Raw genomic sequence first — 13,613 nt, 5'->3', positions numbered from 1 at the left:
TTGTCTTATCGGGACGTTGGCTTCTTTGACAGCTTTTGGTGTCGAAACGACCACCCTCTAGTTAAAGATGGTTTAAAAATGAAGGAAATACAGAGTCTTATCAGGCCGGAAGGTGTTTATTTCTGTAACGAAGAGTTGTGAACTGTTGCAGGTTTTCTGCGGGCATAAAAAAGGCTCCCTTCCGGGAGCCTTTGAATACTGCGCTAATGTGTATTGAAACTCGACGTTTCAGTTCGCGCGGCGTTTTCGACCAACCAGTGTCAGGCCGATGATGCCAATGCCCAGCAGCGCCAGTGAGCCAGGTTCGGGCACGGTAACAGAGCCCTTGCCGTAAAGGCTCACGTGAGACAGGCCATTACCCTTGCCGAAGTACGCCCAGTCTCCAGAGGAGACGAGGGAGTTAAGTTCATAAACGAACCAGTTGTCAGCCTTGTTTCCGCCACCAAATTTGAAGCCGATTGCAATAGTGCTGTATGAGTCCCAAAGGCTGCTATCGAATTCCCAGGTGCCGGTGCTGTCGGTCTGTCCGTACTCCAGATTGTAAAGTGCTGTGGGGTTCCCTGCGTTTTCAGATTTCTCCACAAACTGATAACCCGTTCCTGCGGCGTTGTTAAGAAAAATGTCATTGGCAGGGTTGCCGGTAAAGCTCGGGTTGTTCTTGCCGGACGCCAGGCATGCTGTGGCCTGCGAATCGTCCATCTGCATATAGTTATAGGCATCATCACATTTGATGGGTGCCGCGACAGCATAACCTGACATCAGTAATGCGGATGTCAGCGTTCCAGCCACCAGTGGCCAAAACTTAGTTCTCGTGTTCATTTTTGCTACTCCCGGTGATATTCCTTACTACGGGAGAATCACAGCATTAAAGGTGCCACAGTCCAAAATCATCGTTGTTACCGATACATAGGCAAAGCGCAGTTTCCGACTCGGTTTGATAGTGTAAGAAAAGCTGACATTCCCGGAGTCACGATGCCAGTGTCAACTGGTCAGCACCGATAGCACCTTCTGCGCATGCTCCGCCATTTCACTGCCCAGACTTGTCAGGTAACCGCCATCCTTCTGAGTGATCAGCCCCTTCTGGTGTAGGCGTTCAGCCGCGGTCACCATCTCCGGTGCAGCTGAATGCTGGTGAACCTTGATGCCCTCCTGCGCGGAAGACAGATCGAACATCGCCAGCAGGTTGAGTTCATCAATGTGGTCGGAAGAGAAAGGCATGGTGCGTTCCTTGTGTTATTTTTAATGGTCTTAGTGTAGTTGTATACGAAGCCACGGTATTCGGCAAAACTGATTTCCGGATAAACCACCCCACCTGGATGGAGACAGGGATGTACACCCTTCATATTGCGAACAAGAACTACTCGTCATGGTCGTTACGCCCTTGGGTCCTGATGAAGGAGCTGGGCATTGAGTTTAATGAGCAGCTCATTGTGTTTGGTGATGAGCCCACCTGGCAGGCTTACAGGCGCCTGAGCCCCAGCGGCAAGGTACCCTGCCTCACGGATGAAAGCACAACCGTATGGGACTCGCTGGCCATCATTGAGTATCTGGCCGAGCGTCACGAGGGCGTCTGGCCCAAAAACGTAAAGGCCCGCGCCTGGGCTCGCTGTGCTGCTGCTGAAATGCATTCCGGGTTCCAGTCGCTACGGGATATCTGCAGCATGAACGTGGGCCTGCGTATCCGCATGAACACGGTCAGTGAGGGCCTGCAAAAGGATGTCGACCGCATCGACAGCCTGTGGTCCCATGGCCTGCAGCAGTTCGGTGGCCCGTTCCTCGCCGGTGACCGCTTTAGCGCTGTGGATGCCTTCTTTGCCCCTGTCGTCTATCGGGTACGCACCTACGGGCTGGACCTGAGCGAAGGCGCCGCTGCCTACGTTGAGAGGGTTCTGGCGTTAGGCAGTATGCAGCAGTGGGAAGCCGAATCCCTCGCGGAACCGTGGCGAGACACCGAACACGAGGACATCGCGTTCACCGTCGGCACCTTGCTCGCGGACCACAGACAATAGCCACTTTCTTTAACAGACAGAGGACTCACCAGGCATGATCAGTTGGGAAGACTTTGAGAACGTAGAGCTGCGCATCGGCACCATCATCGAGGTAAACGAATTTCCGGAAGCCCGCAGGCCGGCGTACAAGTTGAAAGTCGATTTCGGCCCGGAAGTGGGCATCCGAAAATCCAGTGCGCAGATTACCGACCTGTACGATCCTGAGACGTTATTGGGTAAACAGGTGCTCGCCGTGACAAACTTCCCGCCAAAACAGATTGGCAAATTTATGTCCGAGTGCCTGGTGACTGGGATCAAGAATGATGAGGGGGCGATAACCCTGGTAAGCACGGATCACAAGGTGAGTAATGGGCAGAGGCTTATCTGAAGGTAAAACTGGGGGAATGGTGGGCCCACCTGGACTCGAACCAGGGACCAAAGGATTATGAGTCCTCTGCTCTAACCAACTGAGCTATAGGCCCTTTTTCAGCGGATGCTGCTTAAAGGTTTGCTTTTTGGGGTGTCGCTTCCGGGCGGGAGCAACAAAGCGGGCGCCATTATACCGGTGAGGGATGGCGCCCGCTACTGTTGTGGTGTTATCCGTTGCCCTGATCGTCAATGAAGCCGCGCAGGTGATCGGAGCGGGAAGGATGGCGCAGTTTGCGCAGGGCCTTGGCTTCGATCTGGCGGATTCGCTCGCGGGTTACGTCAAACTGCTTGCCCACTTCTTCCAGGGTGTGGTCGGTGTTCATTTCGATACCGAAGCGCATGCGCAGCACCTTGGACTCGCGCGCGGTCAGGCCGGAGAGCACGGAGCGGGTAGCTTCGCGCAGGCCTTCAGCGGTAGCGGAGTCAACAGGTGACAGGGCCTGGATATCTTCAATGAAGTCGCCCAGGTGGCTGTCTTCGTCATCACCGATCGGGGTTTCCATGGAGATCGGTTCCTTGGCGATCTTCAGTACCTTGCGGATCTTGTCCTCGGGCATTTCCATGCGCTCGCCCAGCTCTTCCGGCGTGGGCTCGCGGCCCATCTCCTGCAGCATCTGACGGGAGATGCGGTTGAGCTTGTTGATGGTTTCGATCATGTGCACCGGAATGCGGATGGTGCGTGCCTGGTCCGCGATGGAGCGGGTGATGGCCTGACGAATCCACCAGGTGGCGTAGGTGGAGAACTTGTAGCCACGGCGATACTCGAATTTGTCGACCGCCTTCATCAGGCCGATGTTGCCTTCCTGAATCAGATCGAGGAACTGCAGGCCGCGGTTGGTGTACTTCTTGGCAATGGAGATAACCAGACGCAGGTTGGCTTCCACCATTTCCTTCTTGGCACGGCGGGCCTTGGCTTCGCCGATGGAAACGCGGCGGTTGATTTCCTTGATGTCGGAAACGTCCAGGTCCACTTCGGTCTGGATATTGGCAATGCGCTTCTGCAGGCGGACAATTTCGTCGATGCGCTCAGCAATCAGCGGTGCATAGGGCTTTTTGCCCTTGGACATCTTCTCGGCCCAGTCCAGGCTGGTTTCGTTACCGGGGAACGACTTGATGAAATCCTTACGCGGCATCTTGCACTCGCGTACGCAGATTTTCATGATCGCCCGCTCGTTCTCCCGCACCAGATCGTTGGTGGAGCGAACGACGTTCACCAGTTCGTCAAACGCCTTGTTGCCCAGCTTGAACGGGGCAAATACCTGGCCCAGTTCGTTCAGGGCTTCCTGGGTTTTCTTGTGGCCGCGGCCGTGTTTGGCCAGGCTTGCGTCGGCGGCATCGAGCTTTTCTTTCAGCAGCTCAAAACGTAGACGGGTTTCTTCCGGATCCGGACCGCTTTCGGTTTCTTCTTCGCTGTCGTCATCGTCATTATCGTCGTCGGATGAATCGTCCGAGGTGCTGGACGTGTCCGGGGTAGTGTCTTCCTCCATGAACGGCTCGGCGCCGTCGGGGTCGAGGAAGCCGGAGACGATGTCGCTGAGGCGGCCTTCGTTCTCGATGATGCGGTCGTAGGCCTGGATAACGGTACCGGTGATGCCGGGAAAGTGGGCCACGGCGGCCATGACATCGCGGATACCTTCCTCGATGCGCTTGGCAATGACAATTTCGCCTTCGCGGGTCAGCAGCTCCACGGTGCCCATTTCGCGCATGTACATGCGGACCGGGTCCGTGGTGCGGCCAGCGTCGGATTCCACGGCTGCGAGTGCCGCAGCGGCTTCAGCGGCCGCTGCTTCGTCAGCGGTGGAGTCGCCGTCGGTCATCAGCAGCGTGTCTGCGTCCGGTGCCACTTCAGACACCTGGATGCCCATGTCGTTGATCATGCGAATGATGTCTTCGACCTGGTCCGGGTCAGCAATGTCTTCCGGGAGGTGGTCGTTTACCTCGGCGTAAGTCAGGTAACCTTGTTCCTTGCCTCGTGCAATGAGGTCTTTAAGACGTGATTTCTGCGAATTGCCTGACATAGACACCCTGTGAACTCGCTGGTAAAAGGAAAAAAGTGAAACAGCCATTATAGCTGTCGCGCGGTTGCTCTGCCACCGGATGGTTAGATGGTGATCAATACTGCAAGTTTCAAGTGCAGTGCCGTTTCCGGCGGCAGTTATTGCGTTTTTTGGCCCGCCGGCTCTGTTTCCTGGCGCTGGTCAGTCGTCATTCTGTCCGGTCAGTGCCTTCAGCTCCTGCCGCTCTTCAGCGCTAAGGTCTGCCAGGCTACGCTTTTCCGATAGCAGAGACGCCAACCGCTGCTTGCGCGCCACTTCCCGGTTCGGGTTAAGCATTTCCCTGGCGCCAGCCAGGGTCTGTTCCCGTGCGGGGATGTGTTCAATGCCATCGAACAGGCTGTAAAACTGTTCTCTGGCGCGGTTATCCGTTGCCAGTTCGCGGACCAGGGAGCGCCGGTCTTTGATGGCGTGCTCCAGGATCCAGCCGGCGAACTGGCCTGCCTGCCGGTATTGGCGGCTGCTGCGGCAAAGTTCAGCAATTTCGCTGGCCATGTCCGGCGCTTCAAGCAGGGCCAGACAAAGCTGGGTATCCTTGCTGAGTTTTACGTCAATCCGTTGTTCCTGCACCCGGCGTTCGCCGTATCCGCCCTTGCCGTTTGGCTGGCGGCGGTTCTGCCAGTCGCCCCGGTTGTTGCCGCACAGCCGCAGCATTTCATGCCACATGGCATCCCTGAGGGTGCTCCTGGGCATTTTCTTCAGCAGCGGTTCTACCCGTGCCTTCAGCTCACCCCGGTCTTCCGGCAGCGTCAGGTCCAGCCCTTCGCTTTGCCGGTTGAACAGGTAGCGAGACAGGGGCGTGGCGCCGTTGATGCGTTCCTGGAACGCGTCGGGGCCCTCCTTGCGCACCAGTGTGTCCGGGTCTTCACCGTCCGGCATCATCAGGAACTGCAGATGAAGGCCGTCGGTCAGCAATTCCAGAGCATTCTCCAGGGCCTTGTCGGCCGCCCGGTAACCGGCCTGGTCGCCGTCAAAACAGAACACCAGATGCCGTACCTGCTTCAGCAGTGCCGACAGGCTGTCCTGGTTCGTGGCTGTGCCCAGCGTGGCCACGGCAAAGTGGATGCCGTTCTGCGCGAGCGCAATGACATCCATGTAGCCTTCCACCACCAGCAGCCTGTCGAGTTGGCGGATCGACTGTTTGGCTTCATAAAGGCCGTAGATTTCGCGGCTTTTATGGAACACATCAGACTCCGGAGAGTTGATGTACTTGGCCTTGTCATCACCCAGTGTGCGCCCGCCGAACGCAATGGTCCGACCGCGACTGTTGCGGATCGGAAACATCACCCGGTTGCGGAACAGATCCCGTGGCCGGCCATACTTGTCGGAGACCGTGCCGGTTTCAACCAATGGCCCCTGCAGGTCCTTGCTGGCGCTATCGAACAGGGCGGTGCCGGTGCCAGGGGCGTAGCCCAGCTGGTACTGTTCAATAATGCTGTCGTCCAGGCCTCTCTGTTTGAGGTAGTCCCGGGCGAATTCACCTTGTTGGCCCTTCAGGGCGGACTGATAGAAGCGGCTGGCGTAATCCAGGGCGTCCGTCAGTGTTCGCGCCTGCTGCATTTCCTGGCGCGCGCTCTGGTCGTAGGGCACTTCCATGCCGGCTCGGCGGGCCAGTTCCTCTACCGCGTCGGTAAAGCCCAGGCCATCGAACTCGCGGACAAAGCTGATGGCATCGCCGTGGGCGCCACAGCCAAAACAGTGGTAAAAGCCCTTGTCCGGCCGAACGTTGAAAGACGGCGTTTTCTCATCATGGAAGGGGCAGCGGGCCTTGTAGTTGCCGCCGGCCTTTTTCAGGGTGATACGTGATCCGATCAGCTCCGCCAGGTCTATCCGGTCGAGCAGGTCTTCAACAAAGCGTTGCGGGATCAGTCCACTCATGATGTCTCCGGTCGCGCGGAAAGTGCCGGGCCTGGAAGTACAGCCAAAAATGCCGCCGAAGCCAGGCCTCGGCGGCATTTTGGTATCGCTCTGTGCAACCTGCGGCTATACAGGCGATTATAGGCTTGCAGTCAAGCGGCGTCCGGTAAAGCTTAGTACAGACGCTCGAACTTGCGCTGTTCCCGCTGAAGCTTCTTGAGATGACGCTTGACGGCTGCGGCTGCCTTGCGCTTGCGCACGGCTGTCGGCTTCTCGTAGTGCTCACGGCGACGTACTTCCGACAGAACGCCTGCTTTCTCGCAGGAGCGCTTGAAGCGACGAAGGGCTACGTCAAACGGTTCATTCTCTTTCACTTTAACAGCTGGCATTCGAAAATCACCTACCTGATTGATTCGGTTTCTGTTTTGTCTGATCGACCGGTCTGTCAGATCGACTCGATACCTGGTCAGATTGGCTAAAACTCGACCAGTGCGTATTTAAGGCCGGCAATGATAGCGCCTGCCCATGGCCGAGGTCAATGTTTGTTCGATGAAACTGACGGAGGGTTTCGGGTTTCTGCTAAAATGCTCCGCTGATGTTCACCAGTCCGGAGTTGTGGCCCTTATTTATGCTGATTCTCGGTATTGAAACCTCCTGTGATGAAACCGGCGTTGCCCTCTATGACAGCGAACGCGGGCTGCTGGCGCATGCGTTGTTCAGCCAGATTGATATGCACGCGGATTACGGCGGTGTGGTGCCGGAGCTGGCCTCCCGCGACCATGTCCGCAAACTGCTGCCGCTGTGTGATCAGGTGCTTGCCGATGCCGGCAGGGTTCGCGCTGATATCGAAGGCATTGCCTACACCGCCGGTCCCGGTCTGGTGGGAGCGCTGATGGTAGGTGGTTCTGTGGCCCATGCCCTGGGATTTGCTCTGGGTGTGCCGGTGCTGGGTGTCCATCACATGGAGGGTCATCTGTTGGCGCCAATGCTGGAAGACAATCCCCCGGCGTTTCCTTTTGTTGCCCTGCTGGTTTCCGGCGGCCATACCCAGTTAGTGCTGGTTAAGGGCATTGGCGAGTATGAAATGCTGGGTGAGTCTGTGGACGATGCCGCCGGCGAGGCCTTCGATAAAACCGCCAAGATGCTGGGGCTGGATTATCCCGGCGGGCCCAGGGTGGCGGCGCTGGCTGAAAAGGGCACGTCTGGCCGGTATCGGTTCCCGCGCCCGATGACAGACCGGCCGGGGCTGGATTTCAGTTTTAGTGGCTTGAAGACGTTTACCCTCAATACGGTAACTGCGGCAGAACGTGCTGGGGGGCTGGATGACGAGACCCGAGCCGATATTGCCCTGGCCTTCGAGGCAGCGGTGGTGGATACACTGACCATCAAATGTCGCCGTGCCCTGGAGCAGACCGGTTGCAAGCGCTTGGTGATTGCCGGCGGCGTTAGCGCCAATAAGCGGTTGCGTGCCGGGCTTGAGAAAATGACTGAGAAACTTCGTGCCGCCGTGTTCTACGCACGCCCTGAGTTCTGTACGGATAATGGCGCCATGATTGCTTACGCGGGTTGTCAGCGTATGAACTCAGGCCAGCAGGATGGCGATCGAATTGTGGCAGTGCCGCGCTGGCCGATGAATACACTGCCACCGGTTGGCGAACCACGGACGAATGGGCTGGTGGACTAGAAGCCCGGTTCCCGGCCCTGGGCCATACGGATTAGATTGTTGCGGTGACGTACCACAATCAGGATGGCCAGCAGGCCGAACAGTGGCAGGGTGTCGGGTTCGATCAGGGCACTGATGATGGGGCCGCTGACAATGGCCACAATCGAAGCCAGCGCCGAAATTTTCCAGCGCCACATCACCAGGGCCCAGATGGCGGCGAGTAGAAGCGTGGTCGCTGGAGCCAGCGCAAGCCCGGCGCCCAGTGCCGTCGCCACGCCTTTTCCACCCTTGAATCGATAGAACAACGGAATCATGTGCCCGGTCACCGCGCACAGCGCCACAATGGCCTGGGAAAGGATGGTCAGGTCTGCCTGGTGGGCAAACCACACCGGAAGCCAGCCCTTGGCGGCATCCAGGAATAACGTCAGTGCCGCTGGCGGCCATCCGCCGGTACGGTAGACATTGGTGGCGCCGGGGTTCCCGGAGCCCTGGGCGCGTGGGTCTGGAAGATGCCAGGCGCGACAGACCGGCAGTGCAAACAGCATCGAGCCCGCCAGGTAGGCCAGGGCGCACAGTAGAACGGTCAGTACCGGGTCACTCAGATAGCTCATCGGTGGCGATCATTGGCAAAGTGAAAAAGACGCAAAGACGCGTACTGGTCATTTGTGAGAAAATGCCGGCCCCGCGACGAAGCAGGTCAGATTTTACACAGTATCCGCTGCCTGCGCGTTATTCAATCAGCAAAGAGTGTAAGCCCGGGAGTGCCTCCGTTGACAGATAGTGTACTGATCGAAGGTCTGGCCGTTGAGGCAATCATCGGCGTGTACGACTGGGAGCGGGAAGTCAGTCAGCGACTGTTGGTAGACCTGGAGATGGCCTGGGATAACAGGGCACCGGCGGCGTCGGATGATGTCAGTGATGCTCTGAACTACGCTTTGGTCAGTGAGCGGGTCTCAGACTACCTTGTCGAGGCTCGCCCCCAATTGCTGGAAACCGCTGCGGAAGGCATTGCCGGTTTGCTACAGAGTGAATTCAACGTGCGCTGGGTCAAGTTGACCCTTCGTAAGCCAGGCGCCGTTCCGGCTGCAGCAGCCGTGGGTGTAAGGATTGAACGGGGGAGCCTCTGATGGCGCGGGTGTATATCAGTATCGGTAGTAACATTGACCGCGAGCGCTATATCACTGCGGCGCTGGATGCACTGGCTGGCTGGTTTGACGAACCGCTTATCTCATCTGTCTACGAGAGCGAGTCGGTCGGTTTTGATGGCTCGCCCTTCTACAATCTGGTGGTGGGCGTCGATACCGACCTGAGCGTGGCCGAGCTGTCGGCCCGCTTCAAGCAACTTGAGGCGGACAATGGTCGACGGCGGGATGTGCCAAAGTTCAGTCCCCGAACACTGGACCTGGATATTCTCACCTACGATCACGAGGTGGGCCGGGTCGATGGTGTCGAGCTGCCCCGGGGCGAGATCCTGAAAAACGCCTTCGTGCTGTTGCCACTGGCGGAAATTGCGCCGACCGCCGTTCATCCGGTCTGCGGCGAGCGTTACCAGGCGCTGTGGCAGGCCTATGACCGTGACCAGAAATTGTGGCCGGTGGACTTTACCTGGCGGGGCCGGCGCATCTCGCAGGCCGCTGCCCGATAAAGGGACTTTACGCCCCGTGATGTGAGCGGTATATCTGGATCAGGCTGGCCGTTGAGCTGTCGATGGCCTCGTCGCCTTCGGCAGTATCGCCGGTCAGGCGGTCCAGTATGCCCTTGCCCATCTGTTTCCCCAGTTCCACGCCCCACTGATCGAACGAATCCACATCCCAGATAATGCCCTGCACAAAGGTACGGTGTTCATAGAGAGCGATCAGCGCGCCGACGGTTTCCGGCGTCGATTTCTCCATCAGCAGGGTATTGCTGGGTTTGTTGCCGGGAATCACCTTGTGAGGCGCCAGTTTGTCGATCTCTCCAGAGCTCATGCCTTCGGCTTTCAGTTCCGCTTTGGCTTCGTCCAGGGTCTTGCCGGACATCAGAGCTCGTGACTGGCTCAGGCAGTTGGCAAACAGCGTAACGTGGTGACTGGCGACCGGGTTGTGGGTCTCCAGAGGAATAATGAAGTCCGCCGGAATCAGGCGTGTGCCTTGATGCAGTAGTTGGTGGAAGGCGTGTTGGCCGTTGGCACCCACGCCGCCCCAGATCACCGGGCCGCTTTGGTAAGTTAGCGGCTCACCGCCCTGGGTCACGCTCTTGCCGTTACTTTCCATGTCCAGTTGTTGCAGGTGCGCGGGCAGGCTGCGGAGGTAGTGGTCGTAGGGCAGGATGGTGTAGGTTTCCGCGCCCCAGAAGTTGTTGTACCAGACCCCCAGCATGGCTATGACCACAGGCAGGTTCTGCTCCAGTGGCGCAGTATGGAAATGTTGGTCCATGGCATTGGCGCCGGAGAGCAGGGCACGGAAATTCTCCATGCCGATGGTCAATGCCACGGGCAGGCCGATGGCGGACCACAGCGAGTAGCGTCCGCCCACCCAGTCCCACATGGGGAAGATGTTGTCTTCGGAGATGCCGAATTTAACGGCTTCCGGGGTATTGGCGGTAACCGCCACGAAGTGCTTCGCGATCTGATCCTCGCTGCCGCCGTTGTCCAGGAACCAGTCCCGGGCCACCTTGCTGTTCTCCAGGGTTTCCTGGGTACGGAAGGATTTCGACTGGATCAGGAAGAGGGTGGTTTCCGGGTTGACCCGGCGCAGTACCTCGGCTATCTGGGTGCCGTCGATGTTGGCGACGTAGTGGCCCTTCAACTGGCCATGCCAGTAAGGGCGTAGAGCTTCCGATACCAGTTTGGGGCCGAGGAAGGAGCCGCCAATGCCAATACTGACCACATCGGTAAAGGCCTTGCCGGTATGCCCCTGCCAGCGCTCGCTAAGCACGTCGTCTACGAACTGCGCCATGCGCTTCAGCGTGCCTTCCACTTCCGGAGTGATGTCGGTGCCGTCAACGTGGATGGAAGCGCCGCTGGTGTCCCGCAGGGCGATGTGCAGCGCCGGGCGCTTTTCAGTGACGTTGATGTGGTCGCCACGAAACATGGCTTCGATTTGCTCCGGTACACCGCATTTCCTGGCCAATGCCATCAGCTTCGCCAGGGTGTCATCGGTCATGCGGTTGCGGGAGTAATCCAGCGACAGGCCGCCGCCGCGAATGAAAAAACGGCTGGCTCGGCCGGGATCGTCGCTGAAAAGCTCCCTCATGTGGGTGCTTTCCAGTTCCGCCTGATGTGTCTTCAGTGCCTGCCACTCGGGCCGGCTGGTGAGTGGTACAGAGCCCTGGGACATTGTGGAATCCTTTCTGTCAGTGAATGTCGGATCAGCGGGTGATCGACAGGTTGTCGATCAGTCGTGTGGTACCCAGAAACGCTGCCACCAGTAGAGTCAGTTCGGTATCGTCGGCGCTGGCCGGTTTCAGGGTCAGGCTGTTGGCGATGTTGAAGTAATCCGGGCGTAACCCCGCTTTACTGAGGGCATCGTTGGCCTCTTGGGACAGCACTGTGAAATCGGTCCGGCCTTCGTGAATCTGTTCTGCGGTGTTCTTCAGTGTCTGATAGAGAGTCGGTGCAATGGCGCGTTCGTCCTCGGTAAGGAACCCGTTGCGGGAGCTTTTCGCCAGACCGTCCTCTTCGCGAACGGTCGGGCCGCCGATGACTTCCACCGGTATCATCAGATCCTGGGTAAGTTTGCGAATGACTGCCAATTGTTGGTAATCCTTCTCGCCAAACACCGCGATATCCGGCTGAACCATATTGAACAGCATGGTGACGACCGTGGCTACGCCCTCAAAGTGTCCGGGCCGGCTGGCGCCGCAATGGCCCTCACTGACTTCCGGAACAATAATACGGGTGTGCCGGGCCAGTCCCTCGGGATAGATTTCTTCATTGGAGGGGGCGAACACCAGGGTGCTGCCTGCAGCCTCAAGCCGCTCCTGATCTTCAATCAGTGTGCGGGGATAGGTGTCCAGGTCTTCCGTAGCGCCGAACTGCATCGGGTTCACGAAGATGCTGGTCACGACGATGTCGGCTGCTTCACGGGCCTTTCTGACCAATGAAATATGCCCGTCATGCAGGTTGCCCATGGTGGGAACCAGCCCAATACGTTTTCCTTGCTGGCGATAGCTGCGCAGCATGGCACGGAGTTCTTTAAGCGTATGTACGGTTCTCATGCCTTGAACGTATGCTCCTCGGCGGGGAATGAGCGGTCGCGAACTGCGGCCACATAGGCTTCGATGGCACCTTTGATGGAGCCGGACTCCGCCAGGAAGTCCTTCACAAAGCGTGGTTTTCGGCCGGTGACCATGCCCAGCATATCGTGGACCACCAGTACCTGACCGTCGGTGTCTGCGCCGGCACCAATGCCGATCACCGGCGCTTGTACGGCCTGGGTGATCCTGGCTGCCAGCGGCGCAGGTACGCATTCCAGCAGGATGGCATCGGCGCCCGCGGCCACCAGTTCACAGGCGTGTTCAATCATAAGCTCGGCGTGCTTTTCGTCCCGGCCCTGGACCTTGTAGCCGCCAAACTTGTTGACGAACTGCGGGGTCAGGCCCAGATGGGCGCATACCGGCACGCCGCGTTCGCTCAGGGCGTGAATGGTGTCCTTCATCCAGTCGGTGCCTTCCAGCTTGACCATGTGAGCACCGGCGCGCATCAGCTCGGCGGCGTTCTCCAGGGCGGCCTCGGTGGTACCGTAGGTCATGAACGGCATGTCGGCCATGATCAGCGAGCCCCGGTTGCCTTTGGCTACGGACGACACGTGGTACACCATCTGATCCATGGTCACGGGGAGTGTGCTGTCGTGCCCCTGAAGCACCATGCCAAGAGAGTCGCCAATCAGGATAACATCAACGCCGGCCTCACTGACGATTTGAGCAAAGGTGGCATCGTAGGATGTCAGAACGGAGAAAGCTTCGCCCTTCTGCTTGTAATCGCGCAGAGTATTGATGGTAACAGCCATAGAATCCTTGCCTTGTGGGTGGATGGGCCAGACCGGGCCGGGTGTATGCCGGCATCCAGGCCTTTAGGGTAATCCGGGGGTGTGTTTGTGGCAATAGCCGCACGCCAAGCCGTTGGTCTCAGCCGGGCGGGAAAGGTGCCCGTTCCACCGGATTGAGTTTTTGCAGGTTGTTGTCAGGGCATTGTTGTCGCAGTTGCGCGATGGTGCGGCCGTCTGGCAGTGCCAGTCCGGGCTCCAGGTCCAGTAACGGCTGCAAGACAAAGTCGCGGTTGGCGAGTTCGGCGTGGGGTACGGTCAGGCGTTCGCTGGCGATGGTTTCATTGCCATAGAGGAGCAGGTCCAGATCCAGGGTTCTCGGCCCCCAGTGCTGTATGCGTTCGCGGCCATGAGCCTGTTCAATGGCCTGTAGCTGGTCGAGCAGTTCCAGGGCGGAAAGTTCCGTGCGTAACCAGGCTGCGCCGTTTACGAAATCGGGCTGGTCCTGCGGGCCCACCGGCTTACTGCGATAAAAAGGGGACTGGGCCACCAGTTCAGTTTCCGACAGCGCAGCCAGCCGGGCCACGGCACCGGCCAGTTGCGCGGAAGGGTCAGCCTGATTGCTGCCGAGCCCGATAAAAACATCCGTGGCCGTCAT

15 protein-coding genes and 1 tRNA gene are annotated in these 13,613 nt (G+C 58.4%); 5 read left to right on the top strand and 11 right to left on the bottom strand.

Annotated elements, in window-relative coordinates; genetic code table 11:
- Positions 1-228: 228 nt before the first annotated feature.
- Both B2590_RS11530 and B2590_RS11525 read right to left on the bottom strand, forming a co-directional pair.
- Positions 229-819, bottom strand: a complete 591-nt coding sequence (locus B2590_RS11530) for a PEP-CTERM sorting domain-containing protein (RefSeq protein WP_036203196.1) — start codon at positions 817-819, stop codon at positions 229-231.
- Positions 820-981: 162 nt separating this feature from the next.
- Positions 982-1,218, bottom strand: coding sequence for a TIGR02647 family protein (locus B2590_RS11525; protein WP_036203201.1), 237 nt, complete (start codon positions 1,216-1,218; stop codon positions 982-984).
- Between the two features lie 110 nt (positions 1,219-1,328).
- Between B2590_RS11525 and B2590_RS11520 the strand changes: the two genes are divergently transcribed.
- Both B2590_RS11520 and B2590_RS11515 read left to right on the top strand, forming a co-directional pair.
- The gene (locus B2590_RS11520) at positions 1,329-2,009 is read left to right on the top strand and encodes a glutathione S-transferase family protein (protein ID WP_075195717.1); all 681 of its coding nucleotides are present in this window, start codon (positions 1,329-1,331) and stop codon (positions 2,007-2,009) included.
- A gap of 34 nt (positions 2,010-2,043) precedes the next feature.
- Positions 2,044-2,376 (top strand): tRNA-binding protein, encoded by a 333-nt coding sequence (locus B2590_RS11515; protein WP_036203207.1) that lies wholly within the window; start codon positions 2,044-2,046, stop codon positions 2,374-2,376.
- A gap of 17 nt (positions 2,377-2,393) precedes the next feature.
- On the opposite strand, the gene B2590_RS11510 is transcribed toward B2590_RS11515, so the two are convergent.
- From B2590_RS11510 to rpsU, 4 genes are all read right to left on the bottom strand, one after another.
- Positions 2,394-2,470 (bottom strand) — tRNA-Ile (locus B2590_RS11510).
- Between the two features lie 114 nt (positions 2,471-2,584).
- Complete coding sequence (gene rpoD, locus B2590_RS11505; RefSeq protein ID WP_075195716.1) at positions 2,585-4,435, bottom strand: RNA polymerase sigma factor RpoD; 1,851 nt, start codon at positions 4,433-4,435, stop codon at positions 2,585-2,587.
- Between the two features lie 180 nt (positions 4,436-4,615).
- Positions 4,616-6,349 (bottom strand): DNA primase, encoded by a 1,734-nt coding sequence (dnaG, locus tag B2590_RS11500; protein WP_036203211.1) that lies wholly within the window; start codon positions 6,347-6,349, stop codon positions 4,616-4,618.
- Positions 6,350-6,501: 152 nt separating this feature from the next.
- On the bottom strand, positions 6,502-6,717 hold the full coding sequence (rpsU, locus tag B2590_RS11495) for a 30S ribosomal protein S21 (RefSeq protein WP_007153483.1): 216 nt from the start codon (positions 6,715-6,717) through the stop codon (positions 6,502-6,504).
- A 239-nt stretch (positions 6,718-6,956) separates the two neighbouring features.
- Here rpsU and tsaD point away from each other — a divergent pair, with 239 nt between their 5' ends.
- Positions 6,957-8,012, top strand: a complete 1,056-nt coding sequence (gene tsaD, locus B2590_RS11490) for a tRNA (adenosine(37)-N6)-threonylcarbamoyltransferase complex transferase subunit TsaD (RefSeq protein ID WP_075195728.1) — start codon at positions 6,957-6,959, stop codon at positions 8,010-8,012.
- Here the strand turns inward: tsaD and plsY are convergent.
- Positions 8,009-8,602: a glycerol-3-phosphate 1-O-acyltransferase PlsY gene (gene plsY, locus B2590_RS11485; RefSeq protein ID WP_075195714.1), complete on the bottom strand. Its 594-nt coding sequence runs from the start codon at positions 8,600-8,602 to the stop codon at positions 8,009-8,011. The genes tsaD and plsY overlap by 4 nt on opposite strands.
- Positions 8,603-8,761: 159 nt before the next feature.
- Between plsY and folB the strand changes: the two genes are divergently transcribed.
- Together folB and folK (B2590_RS11475) are read left to right on the top strand one after the other, a co-directional pair.
- Positions 8,762-9,118, top strand: a complete 357-nt coding sequence (gene folB, locus B2590_RS11480) for a dihydroneopterin aldolase (RefSeq protein ID WP_075195713.1) — start codon at positions 8,762-8,764, stop codon at positions 9,116-9,118.
- Positions 9,118-9,636 carry a 2-amino-4-hydroxy-6-hydroxymethyldihydropteridine diphosphokinase gene (gene folK / locus B2590_RS11475; RefSeq protein WP_075195712.1) on the top strand — a complete coding sequence of 173 codons (519 nt, stop codon included), beginning with the start codon at positions 9,118-9,120 and terminating at the stop codon, positions 9,634-9,636. Before folB ends, folK (B2590_RS11475) begins: the two co-directional genes overlap by 1 nt.
- Before the next feature lie 7 nt (positions 9,637-9,643).
- Here folK (B2590_RS11475) and pgi read toward each other — a convergent pair whose 3' ends face one another.
- From pgi to folK (B2590_RS11455), 4 genes are all read right to left on the bottom strand, one after another.
- Entirely contained in the window at positions 9,644-11,308 is a 1,665-nt protein-coding gene (pgi, locus tag B2590_RS11470) for a glucose-6-phosphate isomerase (protein WP_286809877.1), read from the bottom strand.
- Positions 11,309-11,339: 31 nt separating this feature from the next.
- On the bottom strand, positions 11,340-12,188 hold the full coding sequence (gene panC, locus B2590_RS11465; RefSeq protein ID WP_036203225.1) for a pantoate--beta-alanine ligase: 849 nt from the start codon (positions 12,186-12,188) through the stop codon (positions 11,340-11,342).
- Positions 12,185-12,979, bottom strand: a complete 795-nt coding sequence (gene panB / locus B2590_RS11460) for a 3-methyl-2-oxobutanoate hydroxymethyltransferase (RefSeq protein ID WP_041332649.1) — start codon at positions 12,977-12,979, stop codon at positions 12,185-12,187. The genes panC and panB overlap by 4 nt, the downstream gene beginning before the upstream one ends.
- A gap of 118 nt (positions 12,980-13,097) precedes the next feature.
- Positions 13,098-13,613 carry a 2-amino-4-hydroxy-6-hydroxymethyldihydropteridine diphosphokinase gene (folK, locus tag B2590_RS11455; RefSeq protein ID WP_036203230.1) on the bottom strand — a complete coding sequence of 172 codons (516 nt, stop codon included), beginning with the start codon at positions 13,611-13,613 and terminating at the stop codon, positions 13,098-13,100.

This window comes from Marinobacter sp. UBA3604 (genome assembly GCF_002375325.1).
Lineage (GTDB): Bacteria > Pseudomonadota > Gammaproteobacteria > Pseudomonadales > Oleiphilaceae > Marinobacter > Marinobacter salarius.
This window is presented reverse-complemented; position numbering and strand designations above follow the sequence as displayed.